General features: G+C 32.3%; 22 protein-coding genes. 4 read left to right on the forward strand and 18 right to left on the reverse strand.

The window, feature by feature from the left end; genetic code table 11:
- Positions 1-4: 4 nt before the first annotated feature.
- The 3 genes from QLS65_RS06215 to QLS65_RS06225 form a co-directional block, all read right to left on the reverse strand.
- A complete protein-coding gene (locus QLS65_RS06215; protein WP_282715993.1) occupies positions 5-346 on the reverse strand; it encodes a hypothetical protein in 342 nt (113 codons plus the stop codon).
- Between the two features lie 3 nt (positions 347-349).
- Positions 350-1,603 carry a dihydroorotase gene (locus QLS65_RS06220; protein ID WP_282715994.1) on the reverse strand — a complete coding sequence of 418 codons (1,254 nt, stop codon included), beginning with the start codon at positions 1,601-1,603 and terminating at the stop codon, positions 350-352.
- A 117-nt stretch (positions 1,604-1,720) separates the two neighbouring features.
- Positions 1,721-3,649 (reverse strand): BatA domain-containing protein, encoded by a 1,929-nt coding sequence (locus tag QLS65_RS06225; RefSeq protein ID WP_282715996.1) that lies wholly within the window; start codon positions 3,647-3,649, stop codon positions 1,721-1,723.
- A 182-nt stretch (positions 3,650-3,831) separates the two neighbouring features.
- Between QLS65_RS06225 and QLS65_RS06230 the strand changes: the two genes are divergently transcribed.
- The gene (locus QLS65_RS06230; protein WP_282715998.1) at positions 3,832-4,944 is read left to right on the forward strand and encodes a lactonase family protein; all 1,113 of its coding nucleotides are present in this window, start codon (positions 3,832-3,834) and stop codon (positions 4,942-4,944) included.
- A gap of 65 nt (positions 4,945-5,009) precedes the next feature.
- Here QLS65_RS06230 and QLS65_RS06235 read toward each other — a convergent pair whose 3' ends face one another.
- The 8 genes from QLS65_RS06235 to QLS65_RS06270 form a co-directional block, all read right to left on the reverse strand.
- Complete coding sequence (locus QLS65_RS06235) at positions 5,010-6,362, reverse strand: DEAD/DEAH box helicase (RefSeq protein ID WP_282712389.1); 1,353 nt, start codon at positions 6,360-6,362, stop codon at positions 5,010-5,012.
- Positions 6,363-6,453: 91 nt separating this feature from the next.
- On the reverse strand, positions 6,454-7,719 hold the full coding sequence (locus QLS65_RS06240; protein ID WP_282716000.1) for a YaiO family outer membrane beta-barrel protein: 1,266 nt from the start codon (positions 7,717-7,719) through the stop codon (positions 6,454-6,456).
- Positions 7,719-10,169: a sulfatase-like hydrolase/transferase gene (locus QLS65_RS06245; protein WP_282716002.1), complete on the reverse strand. Its 2,451-nt coding sequence runs from the start codon at positions 10,167-10,169 to the stop codon at positions 7,719-7,721. The genes QLS65_RS06240 and QLS65_RS06245 overlap by 1 nt, the downstream gene beginning before the upstream one ends.
- Positions 10,170-10,193: 24 nt before the next feature.
- Positions 10,194-11,624, reverse strand: coding sequence for a glycosyltransferase family 2 protein (locus tag QLS65_RS06250; RefSeq protein ID WP_282712393.1), 1,431 nt, complete (start codon positions 11,622-11,624; stop codon positions 10,194-10,196).
- Between the two features lie 12 nt (positions 11,625-11,636).
- Positions 11,637-12,605, reverse strand: a complete 969-nt coding sequence (locus QLS65_RS06255) for a HEAT repeat domain-containing protein (protein ID WP_282716004.1) — start codon at positions 12,603-12,605, stop codon at positions 11,637-11,639.
- Positions 12,606-12,740: 135 nt separating this feature from the next.
- Entirely contained in the window at positions 12,741-13,109 is a 369-nt protein-coding gene (locus QLS65_RS06260; protein WP_282712395.1) for a response regulator transcription factor, read from the reverse strand.
- A 350-nt stretch (positions 13,110-13,459) separates the two neighbouring features.
- Entirely contained in the window at positions 13,460-14,224 is a 765-nt protein-coding gene (locus tag QLS65_RS06265) for a TIGR02757 family protein (RefSeq protein ID WP_282716006.1), read from the reverse strand.
- A 61-nt stretch (positions 14,225-14,285) separates the two neighbouring features.
- Positions 14,286-14,948, reverse strand: coding sequence for an ABC transporter ATP-binding protein (locus tag QLS65_RS06270; RefSeq protein ID WP_282716008.1), 663 nt, complete (start codon positions 14,946-14,948; stop codon positions 14,286-14,288).
- Between the two features lie 245 nt (positions 14,949-15,193).
- On the opposite strand from QLS65_RS06270, the gene msrA reads away from it, so the two are divergent.
- Together msrA and QLS65_RS06280 are read left to right on the forward strand one after the other, a co-directional pair.
- Positions 15,194-15,742: a peptide-methionine (S)-S-oxide reductase MsrA gene (gene msrA / locus QLS65_RS06275; RefSeq protein ID WP_099716293.1), complete on the forward strand. Its 549-nt coding sequence runs from the start codon at positions 15,194-15,196 to the stop codon at positions 15,740-15,742.
- Between the two features lie 42 nt (positions 15,743-15,784).
- Positions 15,785-16,084 carry a hypothetical protein gene (locus QLS65_RS06280; protein WP_282716010.1) on the forward strand — a complete coding sequence of 100 codons (300 nt, stop codon included), beginning with the start codon at positions 15,785-15,787 and terminating at the stop codon, positions 16,082-16,084.
- A gap of 13 nt (positions 16,085-16,097) precedes the next feature.
- On the opposite strand, the gene QLS65_RS06285 is transcribed toward QLS65_RS06280, so the two are convergent.
- The 6 genes from QLS65_RS06285 to QLS65_RS06310 form a co-directional block, all read right to left on the reverse strand.
- The gene (locus QLS65_RS06285) at positions 16,098-16,400 is read right to left on the reverse strand and encodes a DUF6787 family protein (protein WP_282712399.1); all 303 of its coding nucleotides are present in this window, start codon (positions 16,398-16,400) and stop codon (positions 16,098-16,100) included.
- Between the two features lie 32 nt (positions 16,401-16,432).
- Positions 16,433-16,867 (reverse strand): DUF6146 family protein, encoded by a 435-nt coding sequence (locus tag QLS65_RS06290; RefSeq protein WP_282716012.1) that lies wholly within the window; start codon positions 16,865-16,867, stop codon positions 16,433-16,435.
- A 213-nt stretch (positions 16,868-17,080) separates the two neighbouring features.
- Complete coding sequence (locus QLS65_RS06295; protein WP_282716014.1) at positions 17,081-17,545, reverse strand: DUF937 domain-containing protein; 465 nt, start codon at positions 17,543-17,545, stop codon at positions 17,081-17,083.
- Between the two features lie 96 nt (positions 17,546-17,641).
- A complete protein-coding gene (locus tag QLS65_RS06300) occupies positions 17,642-18,592 on the reverse strand; it encodes a D-2-hydroxyacid dehydrogenase (RefSeq protein WP_282712403.1) in 951 nt (316 codons plus the stop codon).
- Between the two features lie 186 nt (positions 18,593-18,778).
- The gene (gene serC / locus QLS65_RS06305; RefSeq protein WP_282716015.1) at positions 18,779-19,849 is read right to left on the reverse strand and encodes a 3-phosphoserine/phosphohydroxythreonine transaminase; all 1,071 of its coding nucleotides are present in this window, start codon (positions 19,847-19,849) and stop codon (positions 18,779-18,781) included.
- A 93-nt stretch (positions 19,850-19,942) separates the two neighbouring features.
- On the reverse strand, positions 19,943-21,001 hold the full coding sequence (locus tag QLS65_RS06310; protein ID WP_282716017.1) for an acyl-CoA reductase: 1,059 nt from the start codon (positions 20,999-21,001) through the stop codon (positions 19,943-19,945).
- 135 nt (positions 21,002-21,136) lie between these two features.
- Here QLS65_RS06310 and QLS65_RS06315 point away from each other — a divergent pair, with 135 nt between their 5' ends.
- The gene (locus QLS65_RS06315) at positions 21,137-21,487 is read left to right on the forward strand and encodes a 4Fe-4S dicluster domain-containing protein (RefSeq protein ID WP_282716019.1); all 351 of its coding nucleotides are present in this window, start codon (positions 21,137-21,139) and stop codon (positions 21,485-21,487) included.
- A gap of 83 nt (positions 21,488-21,570) precedes the next feature.
- Here the strand turns inward: QLS65_RS06315 and QLS65_RS06320 are convergent, their stop codons facing one another.
- Entirely contained in the window at positions 21,571-22,107 is a 537-nt protein-coding gene (locus tag QLS65_RS06320; protein ID WP_282712407.1) for a hypothetical protein, read from the reverse strand.
- Positions 22,108-22,201 lie beyond the last annotated feature (94 nt).

Raw genomic sequence — 22,201 nt, forward strand, 5'->3', positions numbered from 1 at the left:
CGGATTATGATATGTTTTTAAGCCATTTTTGAAAATAAGTTCCCAATAAAGGAACCGGTTTTGTTTCTCCTTTTATAGCACTCGTAATGCCGTAAGACCATAAGACAAATACAAAAATCCACATAGGAGCAGAAATCATTAAGCTGTCAAAATTGCTGATGATTAATCCCAGTGATATAAAAGTTAATGTGAGTCCCAGTCCTTGGCGAATGTGAAAAGAAGCAAATGCATTCTTATCTTCGGAGTTCATGGACATCGCTATAAACACGCCAATTCCTAAAATATAGCTTGTAATGGCGGCAGTTTTTCCCGACTCAGAATTATTATTATTATTATTATTATTCATTTTCTATGCTAAAATTAATTTTCCTTGATTCACAATTCCGATAACTTTCCCTTTGATTTCTGTTTCCAGAAACGCTGAGTTTTTCGATTTGGATAAAATGGATGATTTAGTGAAAGTGCTTTTTGGTTCAGGATTAAATAAGGTAATATTTGCTTTTGAACCCTCATTTATTACCTGGATATCGATACCGAATGTAGATTTTCCAGCAGTCAATTTATCTATTACAGTTTCTAATGGCAAGACGGTCATCAAAGCACCAAAAGCACTTTCCATTCCAATTGTCCCATTTTTGGCACCATCAAATTCCATTTTCTTGTGTTCAATGTCTATCGGATTATGGTCGGATGTAATCATATCAATTGTTCCGTCTTTTATCCCTTTCAACAATGCTTTTCTATCGGTTTCAGTTCTAAGTGGTGGTGAAACTTTATAACGGGTATCAAAACCTTCCAGTTTTTCATCTGTTAAAACTAAATTATGTACAGCAACGCTACACGTTACATTTAGGCTATTCGCTTTAGCCTCTTTGATTAATTGAACTGATTTTTTAGTCGAAATCGTAGGAATGTGTAGTTTTCCTCCGGTATATTCTAGCAGAAATAAATTTCTTGCGATTTGTAATTCTTCGGCAAGATTTGGAATTCCTTTCAAACCTAATCGGGTAGAAACAATGCCTTCGTTTGCCACTCCGTTTCCTTTTATATTTTCGTCTTGGGAAAAAGCAAGAATTAATCCATCAAAATCCTGAACGTATTGTAAAGCGATCTTTAGTAAATTAGCATTATCCAAACTTTTATTGTAATCTCCAAAAGCAACTGCTCCTGCTTTTTTCATATCATACAATTCAGCCATGTCTTTTCCGGCGCTTTCTTTGCTTAAAGCGCCAATAGGATAGAGTTGAGTTGCAAATCCGAGTGCTTTGTTCAATACAAAATTTACTTGGGATTGATTGTCAATAATAGGGAAGGAGTTGGGTTGTAATGCGATTGCGGTAAAACCACTCTTGGCAGCTACAGTAAGTCCGTTTGATATCGTTTCTCGGTCTTCAAAACCAGGTTCTCCTAAAGAAACGCTGCTGTCAAACCAGCCTTGTGAAACATGTAAATTATCAAGTTGTATTTCGTCTGCTTTATCTGGATTTGGAAGTGATGTTTCAATTTTTTTTATAAAACCATCAACAATTAAAATATCTGCAGTCTTATTATGAAAGGGACTTTTTGAATCGATAATTTTGGCGCCTCTGATGATTAATTTCATATGTAGATAATATTTGTTTTTAATGGAATATGGAATTCGCATAGTTGTGATAACTTTTACGACCAATTACGGTCATGCTCATTTCATATTAATTTTTAAGTATTGGACTTTCGTTAATTACTTTACGAATCGTATAATTGCCATTTCGGTCATCAGAAATAACAGTGCAAAGATAACAAACCATTTCCAAATTTGATTATCAGTTCTGTCAGTTTGTAAAGTGTTAAATAGCGATGGGATTGATTCGATTGTTTTATAGTCAGAAAGAATTTTGTCATTGACTGAAGCCAAATCACTTTCGGTTCTATTGTAATTGAAACTGATGTTTTCAATCCATTCTTTTTTATTGTAAATGCTGAAATTCCCTGCTTGTTCCGGATAATCATTGAAAGTCATTTTGACTTTATTATTCAGGATTTGTTGGATAGGAATGAATTGTTCATCTAAGCCTTTTACCGTTAAAATAGCGTCTTTGTTTAACGATGCTTCTGTTAAGTGCGGGTTGTTATTTCCAATTATCAAAGCATTTACGCCATTGTTTTGATTGTTCATCGCCATCTTGTAGAATGTAGGAACAATTAATGGAGATTGCTGGAAATTTGAATTTTCAATATTGATAGGAGCTGCAAAAATTGCAACTGCTGAAACCGAATTTGCTATCGAAGTCAAGAAAACACTTTGGTCCTCATAGGACAAAGCAGCAGGACTGGAGCTGGATAATGCAAATGAACTTTTTGTTTTTGGATACTGAAAATTAGTTACTTTATTTTCAAAAACACTATTGAATATAGGATGATTGAAGTTAATTTTAGTAATCAGTTTTTCTCTGTTTTCTAAAGAATTGAATGTAAGTTTTCCAAAATTTGATACAAAAGAATTCATATTTGGAATTGAACTCATCTCCGAAGGAATCACAATTAAATTGCCACCTTTTTCTACAAAAGATTTTAAAGTGGTTGCTAAAGCTTGCGGGATTTCATCCAATTCATTTAAAACAATCGCATCTTGTTCCTCCAATTTATTGTAATCCAATGCGCTTAAAGTATAATTGCTAAAATTGAATTCTTCACTGGTGTAAATTCGGGAAAGGAAATTACTTTTCGCCGGTTCTCCAATGCTGATTATGTTGGTTTTCTTAGCTTTTGAAATACTAAAATACAATGTATTATCGTAAGTCAATCCATTGTCAACTATAGAGAAATAGCCATGAAAAGCTTGTTTTGGAATCGTGAAGTTGAGATTTTTTTTCTTTGTGTCTAATGTTACTATCGTCTTTGCAATGAGCTTATTTTCATTGTATAACGAAATAGGAATCGGGTTAAAATCATCTCCATAACCAGATATTTGGACGCTAATTTCATAAAAATTTTCTAATGTTTTATTGATGAAGACGCTGTCAATAGAAACATTGTTTTTTTGTTCTGCTTTTGGGACTATAAATAAAGGCGAATCAGTTGCATCAGTATTTTTCAGTTGTTTTTCATCAAGACCAACAGCGTCGGTAATGATAACGATATCTTTTTTAAAAGCCGATTTATGTGCTTTTATTTTTGCCATTATATTATCCAATTGGAACGGAGTAGCGCTATATTTTAAGTTTTGCAAAGCACCACGGACCGATTTTATATCTGTGTTCCAATAATTTTCAGAATTGGTAAGCAAAGAAAAATTTACATTTTCAGGAGTTTCTTCAAGCAGTTCCTGAACAGCACGTTTTAGCAATTCACCTTTTTTGCCTTTGGCTTGCATGCTAAAAGAATTGTCTAAAATAATATACAATTCGTTGTTTGCATTTTTACTGTCTTTTGACTCAAAAAAAGGTTGTGCAAATGCGATAATAATAAAAGCTAGTAGCAATAAACGAGAGGCTAGAAGCAACCATTTCTTGATTTTAGAGCTTTTTCGGGTTTGTATGGAAAGTGCTTTTAAGAAACGAACATTGGTAAAATATTCTTTTTTGAAACGGCGTAATTGAAATAAATGAACCAAAATTGGAACAATCAACAAGAACAGAAAGTATAAAATTTCGGGATGTTTAAAATGCATTCTGAGGTTGAGTTTACTTCATTGGATTTTATTTTCAATGGAGTTCATTGAATTTTTTGAGTCAAAAATACAAATTTGTTGACAGTTTTAGATGAAGTTGTTATAATTTTTCAAAGGAATAAACAATTGACATTCATTATGAATATAATGTGTATTTTAGCTTTTCAATAAAATTTAAAAACATGAAAAAACCGTTTGCTGTTATTCTATTCATTTTCATTTTTACAAGTGTGCAGGCACAAAAAAATAAATTCAATTTACTGATTGGTACCTACACTCAAAGCTGTGATAGCAAAGGAATTTATGTATATGATTTTGATTCAAAGACAGGTGATTTCAGTTTTAAAAATGCAACTGAAAAAGTTATAAATCCGAGCTATTTGACGGTTTCAAAGGAGAATAACTTCATTTATGCCGTAAATGAGTTTGGTGCTGAAAGTACGGTAAGTTCTTTTAGTTACAATCCGTCAAGCGGAAAATTAGACTTAATCAACAAGCAAAGTTCAAAAGGTGCTGATCCTTGTTACATCATTAATGACGATAAAAATGTGATAATTGCCAATTATTCTGGTGGGAATATCTCTGTTTTTGGAAAAAATAATGACGGAAGTCTTGCAGAAGCAAAACAAGTTGTGCAACATTATGGTAAAGGAATCAACGCGCAAAGACAAGAAGGTCCGCATGTGCATATGGTTCATTTTTCTCCGGATAAAAAGTTTGTTTTGTCTAACGATTTAGGGAATGACAAAGTATATTCGTATGCCTATAATCCTAATGCTGCAAATACTGTATTAGAATTAAAAGATAGTGTTTCAGTGAAATCTGGAAGTGGACCAAGACATTTAACTTTTAGCAAAGACGGTAAGTTTGTTTACTTATTACAGGAACTTGACGGAGCATTGACGGTATTTAGTTATTCAAACGGAATATTGAAAAAGATTGATGAAACCTCCATTTTAGCAAAAGACTTCAAAGGAACATTTAGCTCTGCAGATATTCATATTTCGCCTGACGGGAAGTTTTTATATGCTTCTAATCGCGGTGAAGCAAACACGATTACAATTTTTAAAATTCTAAAAAACGGAAAATTACAATTGCAAGGACAAACCAGTACTTTAGGAAAAGGGCCTAGAAATTTTGCCATTGACCCAAGCGGGAATTTTCTTTTGGTAGCACATCAATATACTAATGATGTGGTGATTTTTAAAAGGAATAAAACTACGGGAGCACTTACAGATACTGGAAAAAAAATAGCTTTGTGTTCTCCGGTTTGCTTGATTTTTACTAAGAATTAAAATAATAATTTAGAGTCACAAAAAAAGGCTAAAAATGATTGTCATTTTTTAGCCTTTTTTAGTTATTATTTGTTCTTGTCTTTTCTCTTTTTGTCTCTGGTTTTCAGCATATTCCTATTAACAGAACCATGTGTTTTTTTCTTGGTTACACCAGGTCCACCCAGGTTGACTTTCTTGTTCTTTTTACTTTTTTCTTGAAAAGCACCATCTCCTGCCAGTTTTTGTTTTTTCATCATAAACTTAATCGGTTGTCTGTCTTTTTCAGGTTCGATTAATTTCGATGAAACTTCAACGGTTTCCGGGAAAGCTTCGATTGCTAATTCCATGTTCATCAGCACTTCTATTTCTACTTTAGATTCTTCTTCACGAGGTGTGATAAGACTTATTGCAGTTCCCGTAGCATCTGCACGCCCAGTTCTACCAATTCGGTGCATGTATAGTTCTGGCATTTCTGGCATTTCAAAATTGATAACATGGGTGATATTAGAAATATCTAAACCTCTTGCCATAATATCTGTGGTAATCAATCCACGCAAATTCCCTTCTTGAAAGGAAGCCATCGTACTCAAACGATAATTTTGTGATTTATTCGAGTGAATTACTCCAAACTGACCTTCAAAATCTTCTTCGATACGTTCGTGAACCATATCTGAAATCTTTTTGTTATTAACAAATACCAACACACGACTCATGTCTTCGTTAGATTCTAATAAGTGTTTTAATAGATTTACTTTGGTATTGAAATTGGGAACATTATAAGTAATTTGTTTGATGTTTTCTAATGGTGTTCCTGATGCGGAAAGAGTAACTTCTTCCGGATAATCAAAATAATCATTCAAAATAGCATCTACCTCATCAGTCATTGTTGCAGAAAAAAGTATGTTTTGACGTTTTTTTGGCATCATAGCCAAAATAGCGGTTAATTGGGTACGGAAACCCAAATTAAGCATTTCGTCAAACTCATCAATAACAAGCTTTTGCATTTCTTCAAAACGAATCACATTATCCAGCGTTAAATCCATGATTCTTCCTGGAGTTCCCACTAGTATGTCGCAACCTTGATAAACAGTTGTTTTTTGAGTATTGATGTTTACCCCTCCAAAAATACCAACGGTACGAACCGACATGTATTTTGTCAATTTTTCTACTTCTTCCACTACTTGTACTACAAGCTCACGTGTAGGAACCAGAATTACTATTTTAGGTGTATGTCCCGGAGTAAATTTATATAATTTTAATAAAGGCAATAGGTATGCAAATGTTTTACCAGTACCGGTTTGTGCAATTCCCATCATATCTCTTCCAGACATTATCACAGAAAAAGTTTTTTCCTGGATGGGAGTTGGAGAAGTAAATCCTAAATCATCTATTGCTTTTTGTACAGATTTAGGGAGATTGAATTGTTCGAAAGTACTCATTTGCTTAAATTTTGTGCAAAGATAGTCTTTTTGAAAGTAAAACTATAAAATCTACTACATTCAAGAAATGAGTAGTATTTTTTGTGCTATTTTACTTGAATTTTAATTCCCATGACAAAGCAACGGAATAAATCCAAAAGTAATTTCCTTGGTCAAATATTATTTCTTGGTGTGAAACTCCAAATTGGGTTCCCCAAGCATTTTGCTTATTTGTGGAAGTAAAATAATATCCAAGATTGATTCTTTGGGATTTTAAGTCAACAAATTTTGCCGTATCTTCATTGATGTTGAATTGATTAATTTCGGGAGAAAAGCCAACACTAAGGGATACTCCTAAATAATTATCTGCATCGCTTCGGTATTTTCGATACGTAAAAGTTCCTGATTTACTGGTTCCAGTTTCTCCTGGAGTTATATAAGGACGAAAAGCCAGATAACTATTTCCGGTGTACCAACCCAAAGAACCGGTATATATGTTTGTAGTTGTACTGTATTTTAAACTTCGCAAACCTATGGAAACTTCAAAACTTTTAGGTAAAGATTTGTATATTTCCAAACCGTATCTTACATCTGGAAAAAGAAAAGATTTTGAGAGACCAATATTTACATAAGCATAAAGACCTTTTGCAATTTTAGGATATAAATCAACTTCATATTGCAATCCATTTTCATTAAATCTTCGGTTGAAATTTACTCGTCCTATAATACTTCCATATTTAGTTTGTCGCCTGTACGTCAATGCATAATATTGCATTGGATCAAAAACATCTGAATAAATATCTACGGATGAAGTTATTCCTATTGCATTTTGGCTTAGAGCATTATTTAAACTGATTTTATAATCTTTTGCTTTTTGGTCGTTAGGGTTTTGAGTTAATATTAATTCAATAGTATTTAACGCTTCTAGTTGATTATTTGTTTTTTCTTGTGCACTAGCTTTTAAATATAATATTTCAGGATCATTAGGGAAATTTTTCAAAGCCTCAGTTGTCATTTCTAATGCGGGATAGGGCATATCTCCCCATAATTCATTTTTTATTCCCGCTTCCCAAATACTTTTATTCTTGGTGTCTTTCTCAAAAATAGTAGCAAATTCTTTTCTGGCTTTTTTGTATTCACCATCCCATGAATAAGTTGTCGCTAAAAAGGAACGAATTTCGTGATAATTAGGATATTTAGTCAAAATAGACAGCAAGGTGTCCTGCGCTTGTTTTCGCTGTTTGTTAAAAGCCAATTCACGGGCTCTTTCAAAAGAACTGTCAGGGTCACCATTGTATTTTTGTTCTTGTCCAAACATTGGAAAAGAAAATAGAAATGCTATTACAAAAGTGAGCTTAATACCTATTTTTGGAATCATTATCGTAAGGATTTTTTAAAAATTAAATAGTTAGTATTTCCTGGATATTTTCTCAGAAGATCATTTATAATACTACTAGCATCTTTAGTGTTGTTCATTCGTTTGTAGGTCTCTGCCAATTTAAAGCTGATTTCTGGATTTTTAATTCCATTACTGACTGCTTTATTTGCGATTTCAATTGCTTTTTTATTTTGGTCAGACCACCAATAGACATCCATTAATGCCAGATAACTATCGTTCTCAAAAGGAGTTCTTTTAATAGCACTTAACAATTCAGATTCAGCAACTGGAAATTTTCCTTCCCAAGCTAGCATTCTTCCTTTTAAAGTTCGTACCTCTGAATAATTAGGAAGTTCATTTAAAATGTAATTACAGAGTAATTTTGCCTTTTTATAATCTTTTTTAAATGCAAAATCTCTAGCAAGAATAAAAGTTTGGTCAAAATTCAATCCCTTTGTTAACTCTTTAATTGTAGCTAATTCAGCCTTTGAAAATTGAACTGTCGGTTGTGCATAAATATTTAAAGAGGCAGGAAAAATTTTGTTTTTCTTGGTTAAATAGGCATTTAGTTTTTTAAAACTCAATAAGGAGTCCGCTATGATTTTAGATATTTTTTCTTCATGAACTTTATAAGTTCCAAAGTTTTCATTTATTTTATATAATTCTCCACCAGAATACAAATAATCTTTATAAATGTAATCATTGATACTTCCTTTGTATCTCATTAAAGGGATCTGGTGAATATTTCTAAATTCTTTTGCAGTATCTAATCCCTGACCCATCCAAGCTGTTTTTTCAAGCTTATTGAATTTGTAATTATTCATTAAAAAAGAAAGTAAACTTGGAGTTACATCCCAATGAGACGAAACAGATTTAAATTTCTCCGCTTTTTTCAACATCGGGCTATAGATAAATAAAGGTACATGAAAACGACATAATTCATCTTTTTGAGGGATAGGAATCAATCGGTGATCACCTGTAATGATGAAAATAGTGTTGTTGTATTCGGGCCTTTTGGCGTAAGCCTCCATGAAGTTTTTAATAGACGTATCTGTATAAAGGAGAGCAGCAAAAATATCTTTGTAAGTTTCGACCTCTCCTTTTTTAACTGTCAAAGTCTTATTTGTATTGACTATATCGTCAACTTTTTTCAAATAAACATCCTTTGATGGGAAATCAAAAGGTTCGTGATTAGAAAGCGTCATTATAACATCTAATCGGGGCATTTTTTTGCCATCTAGTTCAGATAATGTTTTCTTGAATATTTCAGCATCGGGATATCCCCAAGAAAAACCACCTGAATTCTCTTTAGTTTTTACATAACCGGAACCAAATTTATTTATATCAGTTATATGGTCGATATCATTGTATTCCAGAAAATTTATTTTTCTGTCAAAACTTGAATCGTCACCACTATAATAAGAGGTAGTGTAATCATTTGCTTTTAGTACGCTTATTAGCGAAATGTGTGAAGGAAGTTGGCCTAATTCCATAAAGCCTTTTTCGCCATAAGGTAACGATCCTAATAATGATGATGCTACACCAAAGGTTCTCCCGGTATTACTGACGAAGTTTTCCCAATAGAGTGATTTTGAGGTTAAGGAGTCTAGGTATGGCGTAAAACCTCTGTAGGCATTTTTCCCTATGAAATCACTTCCTAAACCTTCTGCCATGATGATTACAATATTGGGTTTCTCACTTTGAATATTAAAAAACGGAGCCAGTACATCTTCTGTTTCTTTAAATGGTTTTATCAAAGGAAACTCTTTTTTATAAAATAAATTAGAAACATCCAGCGCGCTTTTTTCATTTTGAAACTTAATGATATCTGTAGCCAGGAAATTAAGTTTGTTTTGAAAAACTGTAGCGGATGAATCTGGCACTACAAGCTTTAAACTACCCAAAATAATTACGAAAATGAATGAAGTCGCAAAAATTTGTCGCCCATTTGTATACTTATTCAACAGATAGTTGATTCCCAAATATAATAATGGCATTATTATAAAAGGTAAAAAATAGAGAAGAGACAACGATTCAGATGCAGTAACTGTGGTGTACATATCGTCTATGGAATATCCCAATAGATCTGCTCCCAGATTTATGTGTGTAGTAAGGCTGTATTTTACCAGAGCAAATTGAATAATGATAACCAAAGCAAATAACACCTTAATTAATACGACTTCAAGTGGCTTTTTTATATAAAGTAATGCAAAATAAAAAGGAATAAATAATAATCCAATGCCTATTCCTGTCCAAAAATCGTTCAATAATTTGTAGCCTAAAATTGTTACTATATTCTGGTTTTGGGAATAATTTGCTCCTATTGCATACGCTTCAAATATACTTAACAACCAAAATGTGACAATTAATGAAAAAGTTAAATAGATGTAGACATAATTATTGTTAAAATAACTACTGTTTAAAATGTTTTTAAATTTTTTAACCTTCATTTTTTTTAAATTATGCCTTAAATATTATGCTTTTGTCATTCCTTTTCTTGTCATATCACCCCATTCTATTTTTTTGTAAAAATAGTAGTCTATGTTTCCTTTAATTGCTGAATATAAAATGTAAGGATGATTTACAAAAGGTTCCAGGAAAGCTATCATTACTAATTTAAATCCGGTAGACTTCTTTTTGTATTGATGGTAGGTTAGTTCTTCTGAAACAATTGCAACAATAGAGAAAAGTACTGAAAATAAGTATGCTAAAATAACAAATGTAAATGTATAATCCCATCTTACTTCATTGAGAACTGTAAGAATTCCAAAATAAATGATACCAGCTACTTCTATAATTGGTGCTAATCTTTCGAAAAAAAACCAATATGGATAACTGATAAGCCCAAGTGAATTATATTTAGGATTAAATCCTATTTTATTGTGTTTTTTTAGTGTTTCGATTGTCCCACGAGTCCATCTGTTTCTTTGGGAAATAAATGTTTTATAATTATCTGGAGCTTCTGTCCAGCATAAAGGATCAGGAATATAAGCAACTCTATATTTTTGTTTCTCTTCTTCCATATATCGTCTCATTCGTACAATTATCTCCATGTCTTCTCCCACTGTATTTGTGTCATAGCCACCAACAGTAATAGCTATCTTTTTGTCAAATAAACCAAAAGCACCAGAAATAACCAATAAACCATTTAACCTGCTCCAAGCCATTCTTCCTAACAAAAAAGCTCTTAAGTATTCTAAAATTTGACCTTGTTCCAGCCAGGTTTTAGGAAAGTTTACATCAAGTAATTTACCGTCTTTAACAATACAGGAGTTGGCAATTCTTATTACTCCACCGGCAGCAATAACTTTGGCATCGGTTGTTTCTAGAAATGGCTTAATCATTTTTTGAAGTGCATCCTCTAATAACAAACAGTCCACATCAATACAAGCAACGTATTTATTTTTACTTATATTCAGTCCCATGTTTAAAGCATCAGCTTTTCCTCCATTTTCTTTATCAATTATAGTTAATTTATCAAATGCGGGATTTGTAGATTTATAGATACCTTTTCTTAGCGGCTTAGTTTTAATTTGTTCGTTGATATGATGATCTATTTGAATTAAGTCATAAGCTTCAATAAGTTTGTTGAGACTATCATCCTTACTACCATCATTTACAATGATTACATCATAATTTACATAATGGCTAGATAAGAGTGAGCGCACGTTCTCTACAATGTTTAGACTTTCATTGTAGGCAGGTGCAATAATTGAAATTGAAGGAGAAAAAGTCGAAGATAATATTTCCTTGTAGTTAACAAAGCTATTTTTCTTTACATATCCAATTGTCTCGATAGTAGAAATTACTCCTAATATGATGTAAGAGGAAATCGCAATTAAAGTAAAAACAAGAAAAAAATAATGAATTATTGACATTATAATTTCTACACTACTTGTGTTCATATTCGATTTGTTTTAAGCTATTAATGTTTTTTTAAATTCGTTTTCATAAAATGAGTACTCTTCAAAATTGATACTTTTCAAAATCCCCATTATTAATAGTTTAATTTCAAAATTTTCATGTTGCATATGTTCTAATAAAAAGGCTTTGTCATTACTTTCATATACATTTTCCATCATTTTAAGAAAAGCTATTTGCTCTTCATGCGTGCGTTCAATAAAATTAGTTTTCAAAATATTCTTGGCTTCAATAATATTCAAATGGCTCAATGCAGAAATTGTATTAACCCTAACGTTTTCACTTTTGTGGCTTAGCAATTCAATAAGTTCTTCTTTTGCTTCAAATTGATTGTAAACTCTAGCAAGTTTTAAAGAAAAAATAACTACCGAATCATTTGAAGATTTCAGCCATGGTCTAATGTCAGCAATTTCGGTATCATCAGTTACTTGAAGTACTTCTAACAACTGAATCTGATCCCACTCAGATAGGGGAGTCTCTAAAACATTTAAAAAAGCAAGTCCTTTAAAAGAAAATAAATGGATCAAGTATAATTGCATTTCCTTGCGAACTTCTTTTTTTGGGTGGTTAATATTATTCATTACCACTTTATGGACTCCTTTTACTTTAAACTGTGTAAGTTCTCTTATACCGATAGTTATAATGTCCCATTTTTTATTTCTCAGTTTAGCCAATGAATAACTCAAAAGCCCTAATTCAATATAAAGTTTATCAATAGATTCTGCTATTTCTCCGGATATTTCATTACGTAATTTTAATAATGTTGAAACAACAATTTTTCTCTTGAATGGATCAATGATACAGGAGGTCAACTCGTTAATAATTGCTTGTTGTTCTAAACTAATAGTATCATCATCATTTCCGGAATATAAATAGGTAATCAAGTAAGTTTCATATTCTTCTTGGTATTTAGCTTCTATCTTTTCATTTTCTCTTAAATGGTTTCTTAAGTATTTAAGATACATGATCAGCATTGAGATGATTACGAAAAAAATACTACTTAGAGCCCATGCCAACTGGATTATTGGCGATGATCGTTTAAGATTTTCTAATATGTATACAATTTCGTTCATCTCTAAATACTTTATTTAGTTTAAATATTAAACCAGTAATCTTTTAACCCGTATCACCAGTTCATGCGGACTTAATGGTTTACTCATAAAATCAGTAGCGCCTAAATCAAATGCTTTGAGTACTATTTCTTCTTGTCCAGCTGATGAAAAAACAATAACTGGAGTCTGTAAGTTAAGTTTGTTTCTTACATGACTGATTACTTCTAGTCCGCTAACAAAAGGCATCATGATGTCTGTTAAGATTAATTCGGGTTTGTGTTCTTCAATTAATTCTATAGCTTGTTTTCCATCTATAGCTACAAGAAGTTCATATCCTTCTTTTTCTAATCTAAATTTTAGCAGTAATGAAAGGACTGAATTGTCTTCGGCTAAAACTATTTTTTTTTTGTTCCCCATTTGTCTTATTGATTTGAATTACCTTAATAATTCAGATTTTAAATGCTAAAAAATAATTGGTTTATAGTAGTGTTACTTATATGCTTTAACTTAAATTTATTAGTAATTTTAGTAATCAAATATAATGTATTTTGTTTTTAAAACAATCGATAAAGTGCAAAAAAAGCAGATAAAGTGTAAAAAAGTAAGTTAAAAGATACTTTTTTAATAAAATTTAAGCAAGGTTTTAACTTGAGATTTTTATAAAAGACAATGTTTTATAAAAATTAAAGTCAATTTTTAATCAAATTTTTTACTTTTCTGGAAATTGGAATAATCGATTTTCCGATTTGAGAAATTCTGAAATAAATTTAAAATTTTTCGAAAACACCTAATCCAAATAAAGCGAAATCATATTTCACTGGATCATTTGCGTCAAATTCACGAAGTTTTAAATCTAATTCCGCTAAGGCTTTTCCATCATTTTGTTTTCTGGTCAGCAATCCTAATTTTCGAGCTACATTACCCGAGTGCACATCCAAAGGACAAGATAATGACGCAGGAGATATACTTTTCCAGATCCCTAAATCGACACCTTTAGTGTCCTGGCGCACCATCCAGCGTAAATACATGTTTATTCGCTTGGCTGCAGAATTTTTCAGAGGGTCTGAAATGTGTTTTTGGGTTCTAGATTGATGGGGAATTTCGAAGAATGTCTTTTTGAATTCCGAGATACTTTTTTGCATGGTTGCTAATTCTTGGTTTTTAGCATATACGGATTCTAATCCATCATGGTTTTCATAGATGTTTTTTAGACTTCTGATAAAACTTGCAAAATCCTGACCGTTAAAAGTGCGATGCACAAAATTTTCTAGTCGTTCCAAATCATTTTCGGAATGTGACATAACAAAATCATAAGGTGCATTTCCCATTAAATCCATCATTTTATGGGAATTTTTGATAATCATTTTGCGATTTCCCCAAGCTATTGTAGCACTTAGAAAACCGGCAATTTCGATATCTTCTTTTTGTGAAAACAAATGTGGAATTTGAACAGGATCACTTTCGATAAAGTCGAGTGTGTTGTACTGTACCACTTTTTCGTCAAGAAACGATTTGAGTTCTGAAGAATTCATTTTCTATTATTAAAGTTTAATGCGGCTCTTAGTGTCGAATGAACTTTAAACCTAAAATTTTTTAGTTACTAATCAATCCATCTATCATTATTAATTTTCTATCGGCCATATTCGCTAAATCTTCATTATGGGTAACAATGACAAAGGTTTGCCCAAACTCATCACGCAATTTAAAGAATAATTGATGCAGGTTTTCAGCCGAAGCTGTGTCAAGATTTCCCGAAGGTTCATCTGCAAAAATGATTGCAGGCTTGTTGATTAAGGCTCTTGCAACCGCTACACGTTGTTGTTCTCCGCCAGAAAGTTCATTGGGTTTGTGATTCATTCGATGGGAGAGTCCAAGATAAGTCAGCAGTTTTTTTGCTTCAATCTCCGTTTCCGATTTTGATTTATTAGCAATGAAAGCGGGAATGCAAACATTTTCTAAAGCCGTAAATTCAGGTAGTAATTGATGAAATTGAAAAATAAAACCTAAATTTAAATTTCTGAATTTAGATAAGGTTTTGTCATTCATAGTCAGAATGTCTTCATTGTTGATGCGTAATTCAATTCCATTTTCGACTGTAGGCTTGTCTAAAGTTCCAAGGATTTGCAAAAGAGTCGTTTTCCCGGCTCCCGAAGCCCCTACGATAGAGACAATTTCTCCTTTTTGAATATGTAAATCGACTCCTTTCAACACATGTAGTTGATCGTAATATTTATGTAGATTTTTGGCTTGTATCATTTTGAAACTATTTTCACAAAGAAACAAAGATTTTAATGATTATTAAATGCATCCCAATATATTTTGCTTTGACAAAATATAAACTTTAGTTAATATCGAATAATCAGTTCGTTTTAATGAATAAATTTGATTCTAAATTGGTAATGATGAAAAAAATAATTGGTATTTTTCTGGCACTATTGCCTTTTTCATTTTGTGCAAAAGAAAATAGAATTAATGTGCCAAAAAGTAAAGAAATAAAAAATATGGAAATACAAAACGGATTGGAAGTTGCAACCTTCGCAGGAGGTTGTTTTTGGTGTACAGAAGCAGTTTTTTTAGAATTAAATGGAGTGAAAAAAGTTGTTTCAGGATATATTGGCGGCAATACGGTGAATCCAACCTACAAGGATATTTGTAATGGAGATACGGGCCATGCGGAAGCTATTGAAATTACTTTTGATCCAAGCCAAATAAGTTTTGGAGAATTATTGGAAATATTTTTTGCTACACATGACCCAACTACGTTAAATCGTCAGGGAAATGATGTTGGAACGCAATATCGCAGTGAGATTTTTTACCATAATCCTACTCAAAAACAAGTTTCGGAAGATTATATTGCTTTGATGACCAGTGAGAATACGTTTGGCAAACCAATTGTAACTAAGATTTCTGCAGCTTCTAAATTTTATGAGGCCGAAGATTATCATCAAAACTATTACAATCAAAACAAGACTCAAGGATATTGCAGTTATGTGATAACTCCAAAAATTGAAAAGCTGAAAAAAATGTATCAAGACAAGCTCAAAAAATAATTGGCATTGGATTTGTACAACTTTCTGATAAATTGAAATAGTATGACAGAACAAGTGCCCGTTAGCGCAGAAAACAATAAAACTAGAAATCTTCTATTAGGAATTCTGTTTGATGCAATAGGATTAGTATCGTTTACGGTTCCGTTGGTTGGAGAATTCTCAGATGTAATTTGGGCGCCATTAGCTGGGTTTCTAATGACTTGGATGTATAAAGGAACCATAGGACGAGTAGGAGGTGTAGTTACTTTTCTGGAAGAAATTTTACCCTTTTCAGATTTTATACCAACGTTTACATTGACTTGGATTTATAAGTATTGGATTAAAAACAAAAACGCCTCGTAACTGAGGCGTTTTTTTATTCTTTAAAAAGAAATCCCAACCCCATACGTTTCAGCATCTTTTTTTCGAAAGCCCAAAAGAAATTGAACTGCCCAAAAATAAATCCAATTAGGACTAAAAGCACTTGGTATATAGGGAAGATTAAAATTAATCGCACTGGTGTAAACCAATATCCTAAGTCTTCTTTTGTAATTCCCAACCAAAAACAAAACGGTTTTGACAACCATGCCGAAGCCGAGCCGGTAATTGCAAAAACGATAAATATGATTATGAGTTGGAAATTAGTTTCAATTCCCCAACGTTGTTTTAGTTTATTCATTTTTATTTATAATGATTACAAATATAGTAACATTATCTGATGGGGACTAAACCAAAAAGTTTTTGTTTGTAGGTATTTTGAAAATAAATCATGTAATTGTAAATCAGATAATTTACTTCGTAGCCATAATCAATATTTGGATCATAATTGATGGACATTTCATATAAATTCGGATTGTATCGCATAGGTTGCATAACACGACTATTCCACTCGCTGACATAAAATTGATTTTTATTCTCTAAATAGCTTTGCGAATGATATCCTCTTGGAAACGCTCTGGAGTTAAGCCATGTGCTAAAACCGGGATCAATTATAATTACTTCATATTCGAGCTCGTCATTGGCAATTCGCACAGTATCACCTAGAGTTGCAATAGGCTTTTCAGTACTTGGAAAATTAGACTTTGAAGTGTTACAACTAAAAATAGAAACTAGAATAATTGCTAATAGATAAACACTATTTTTCATAATCAGAAAATTGAATATTAAATTTACAAAATTAAATGATTTGTTTGTAGTGTTTTAACATAAAAAAATCACCTACAACGAGTAGATGATTTTTTATAAATATTTTTATTTTTATTATTTTCCAAAAAGTTTGCCGAGTATACTTCCTATTCCGCCACCTTTTTTTGTTACGGCTGACATGGCATCACTTATATCTACTTTTCCATCTGCATTTTAGTCTAAACCAAATTGATCTCCATATTTAGATATAGCATCCATTATACCTGAATTCTGGGCACTATTACCAGAAATCGCCGCTATCACATCCGAAATTTGAAAACTACTATCATTAGGGTCTTTTGCTTTATTGACTAACGAACCTAAAATTTGAGGAATTAAACTTCCTGCAACACCAGAGGCAGTTTCACTGTTGACACCAAATTTTTCACCTAAGCTTCCTGTAAGTTGTTCGGTGAGTTTTTGTACTACAGGATTTGAACTGTCTTGAGCATTGTTTCCTTGAAATAAACCTGCAAGTTGATCTGCTCCGCCTTCTGAAACTATTTTTTGTAACCCAGAAAAAATAGAACTACTTGCCTCGGTCATAACTGCTTCATTTTGCTCGTTTGGAATCGCTTGGTTTTTAACAACTGATTCTACTCCAAACTGTTGTGCTAATTGTGTTAATTGTTCAAACATGGAAAGTATTTTTTAAATTAGAAATCAAATTTAATGAAAAAAGGGACTTATTAAACAAAGTTAATAAATCCCTTTTTATTTATTTAGTCAAAAATACTAGCCTAATATGCTAATAATTTGTGAAGCTAATTCAGTACCAATTCTATCTTGAGCTTCTCCTGTTGCAGCTCCAATATGAGGAGTCAACGAGATTTTATGATTCATCAAAATAGTCATTTCAGGAGTTGGTTCGTTTTCAAAAACATCTAATCCTGCAAATAATACTTTTCCGCTGTCTAATGCTTTTACTAATGCCACTTCGTCAATAACACCACCACGAGCACAGTTTACAATACCTACACCGTTTTTCATGATTGCTAATTCTTTCTCGCTGATGATGTAACCATCCTGAGCAGGAACGTGTAAAGTAATGAAGTCAGCTTCTTTAAATAAAGACTCCAATGATTGAGAAACTATAGTTGTTGTGATAGATTGCCCGTCAAAAAACTCCACTTTAATATCAACTTGTGGGATAAACATATCAGCAGCAATCACTTTCATGCCTAAGCCTAATGCCATTTTAGCGGTAGCCTGACCAATACGGCCAATTCCTACTACTCCAAGCGTTTTTCCTCTTAATTCAACTCCGTTTGCATAGGCTTTTTTCAAACCTTCAAAGTTTGTATCTCCTTCAAGAGGCATATTTCTGTTAGAATCGTGTAAAAAACGAACACCAGAAAATAAGTGTGCAAAAACTAATTCTGCTACTGATTCTGATGACGAAGCTGGAGTATTGATTACATGAATTCCTTTGCTTTTAGCATAATCCACATCAATATTATCCATTCCTACACCACCACGACCTATAATTTTTAATCCTGGGCAAGCGTCAATGATATCTTTACGAACTTTAGTTGCACTACGTACCAAAACTACACTTACATTATTTTCATTTACAAAATTAGCTACTTGCTCTTGAGCTACTTTTGTAGTTATAACTTCAAATCCACCTTTTTCTAAAGCTAGAATTCCACTTTTTGAAATTCCGTCATTGGCTAATACTTTCATTTTTTATGTCATTGCGAGGAACGAAGTAATCTCATCCTCATATTTAATTTATTATTTTATTTTTCTGGAGCTATTTCCCGCTATCCGTTACAATCTTTTTTTCGGTAAAAACCTTAAAAAAGGATTTTCACTGCTATCGGGGCTAGGTATTCAGAATTCAATTGGTGTTTTTTGTGAAACTGAAAACTAAACTTTTGCTTCCAATTCTTTCATTACATCAACTAATACTTGAACACTTTCTAACGGAAGTGCGTTGTACATAGAAGCTCTGTAACCACCTACTGAACGATGTCCAGGTAATCCAGATATGCCTGCTGCTTTCCACATTGCATCAAACGTTGCAGCATGTGCTTCATCATTTAATAAGAAAGTAGCATTCATGTTTGAACGGTCTTCAACAACTGCAGCCCCTTTGAATAATGGGTTCCTGTCTATTTCTGCATAAAGTAATGCCGCTTTGGCATTGTTTATTTTTTCTATAGCAGCAATTCCACCAAGGTTTTTCAACCATTGTAATGTCAATAATGAAGCATAAACTGGAAAAACAGGAGGAGTATTGTACATACTTTCTGCTTTGATATGTTTAGTGTAATCCAACATACTTGGGATAATTCGGTTGTTTTTAGCAAGAATTTCTTCTTTTACAACAACCAAAGTAGTTCCTGCCGGACCCATATTTTTTTGAGCTCCTGCATAAATCAAATCAAATTTAGAAAAATCCAATTCTCTTGAAAATATATCAGAACTCATATCACATACAATTGGCATATCAAGTGACGGGAATTCCTTCATTTGTGTACCAAAAATAGTGTTGTTACTTGTGCAATGGAAATAATCAGCATCTGCAGGGACAGTATATCCTTTTGGAATGTGATTGTAATTTTGTTCTTTAGAAGAAGCTACAACAACTGTATCTCCAAAAAGTTTTGCTTCTTTTATAGCGCCTGAAGCCCATGTTCCGGTATCAAGATAAGCCGCTTTTCCGCCTTCTTTCATTAAGTTATAAGGTACCATCAAAAATTCTAAACTAGCTCCGCCAGCAAGAAATAATGCTTGATATCCTTTGCCTTCAAGGCCTAAAAGTTCAATAACAATTGCTCTAGCTTCATCCATTACGGCAACGAAGTCTTTGCTTCTATGCGAAATTTCTAAAAGCGATAATCCTGAATCGTTAAAATTTAATATTGCTTGTGCTGATTTTTCAAAAACTTCTTGTGGTAAAATACAAGGTCCTGCGCTGTAGTTGTGTTTTTTCATGGTGTAGTTTAAGTCCAAAAAATTAAAGTGCAAATTTCGGCAATAGGAATTTAAAAGGCGTTAAATAATTCGAAATAATTAAACATATTTCAACTATGTTGTTAACAAAAACGAAATAGTATCGATGTTATCTGCGTAATTCCATAATTTAGGTTTTTGGGTTTGTCCAAAATCAATACTGCCTTCTATAAGATTGTCACTTACGATGCATTGAATTTGTTCGTTTTCAGATTGTAATCTTGTTTTCAATTCATTGATGTCCTCATAAAACTCATAAAACACACTAGAAATAGGTGAGGCATGGCTTTGATCTTCTTTTATTGTCAAAAAGCCATTGTCTAATAATTTGAAATTACTCATCAAGAAAACGGCCTTATTGTAATCGTAATTGTTAGCATATTTTTCATAATGTATCACGTCTTGGTATTCGAATATAGCTTCAAAAAACGTGTCAAATACATATCCTTTTGGGACAAAAAGTTTAGAAACATTGCGACAACCCAATCCAAAATAGCGGAATATATCTTCCCCTAAAGATGCTAGTTGTTCTTTGGTTTCTTTTCCATTCAAGACAGCAATTGAGTTTCTGCTTTTTCGAATGATAGAAGGTTTGTCTTTAAAATAGTATTCAAAATAACGTGCCGTATTATTACTTCCTGTAGCTATTACTGCATCAAAATTTTCTAATTTTCCATCTACAAAAGTAATGTTATTGGCTAATTCAGGGGCAACTGCCAGGATGTACTTTGCTAAAAAAGGCAATAAATGTTGGTCATTTGAGGATGTTTTTACCAATACGTTATTCCCTGTAATTAAAACGGAAAGGAAATCATGAAAACCCACTAACGGAATATTTCCTGCAAGAATTAAGGCGATATTTTTAGGTTCTTTTATTGGAAAGTCATAAGCCGAAAGCCATTGATTTAAGTTTTCTGTAGTTAATGCCTCTGCCCAAGATTGAATAGCAAAATACACTTGCTTTGGTGTATACCATCCATTATGGGATTGAGATAATTTTATTAATGCTATGAAATCTTCAAAAAACACATCGTTGTGCAAAACACTCGGATTTCGGTAAGTATTATCTTCAGAAAATTGACTTAGGAATTTTCCTAATTCAACAAAAACACTTTTTTTTGTTTCTAATGTCATAATGTTTGCTTATGAATAGTTTTGATTGTAATTTTGCACAAAAATAAGCATAAATATGTCGAAAGTCAAAAGTCCTAATGTCAAAAGAATTTTGACATTCGACATTCGATATTAAGACTTTAAAACTATAGAAAAATGGCAATTATTATAACAGACGAGTGTATCAACTGTGGTGCTTGTGAACCAGAGTGCCCAAATACAGCAATATACGAAGGAGCAGATGACTGGAGATATAAAGACGGAACAAAACTTAAAGGGAAAGTAATTTTGCCGGATGGTACAGAAGTAGATTCTGATGAATCTCAAACTCCTATTTCTGACGAAGTGTACTACATTGTGCCAGGAAAATGTACAGAATGTAAAGGTTTTCACGACGAACCACAATGTGCTGCAGTATGTCCTGTAGACTGTTGTATTCCGGATGATAATCATGTAGAAAGTGAAGAAACGTTATTGAACAGACAAGCGTTTTTACATAACGAATAAAGATAAAATTTTTATATTTTACAACAAAAAAAATCCTGTTTGCCACGGCAAACAGGATTTTTTTTGAGGTATTTTGAAACAGATTATTTTTTGATAATTACAAAAGTTTCTACCGTAATTTTGTCTGTTTTGTCATCATAGGATTCTAAAACTAAATTTCCATTGGCATCAAAGTAACCATAAGAAGTTTTGTTTTTTGAACTATAGATATAGTTGTTGTTTGATGTTTTTCTCAAAACAGCGGCTTTTTCAGCATTAGGTTGGTATATCGTATATCCACTTTCAGCTAGTTTGACTTCATATTTTTGTCCGTTCAAATCATAATATGCGGATCTATCTACATCAACAATATTTGTAACTCCATTTGCAGTAATGCTAGTAATAGCCGTTACTTCAACCGGTGTTTCTTTTCTTTCTTTGTTTAAAGCATTAGATTCAGCGTCTTTTAATTCAATTTTTTGAATTTCTTTTACTTCTTGAGTTTTTACTGATTTTTTTTGGCCGTCAGAGTTTTTTACAGTAGTTACCGTCGTTTTAATTTCGGATTTAACATTTTTATTTTGAGCTTGAATATTTACTGAAAATAGAAACGCAACCATTCCAAGAATTAGAGTCTTCATAATATTTAATTTTAGGATTAATATAAAGCTAATTTACAATCCTCTGGTTGAGTACTTGTTACGTAATTATGATAAAAGATTATATAATTTACAT

Origin of the sequence: Flavobacterium algoritolerans (assembly GCF_030010385.1) — a bacterium.
Classification (GTDB): domain Bacteria; phylum Bacteroidota; class Bacteroidia; order Flavobacteriales; family Flavobacteriaceae; genus Flavobacterium; species Flavobacterium algoritolerans.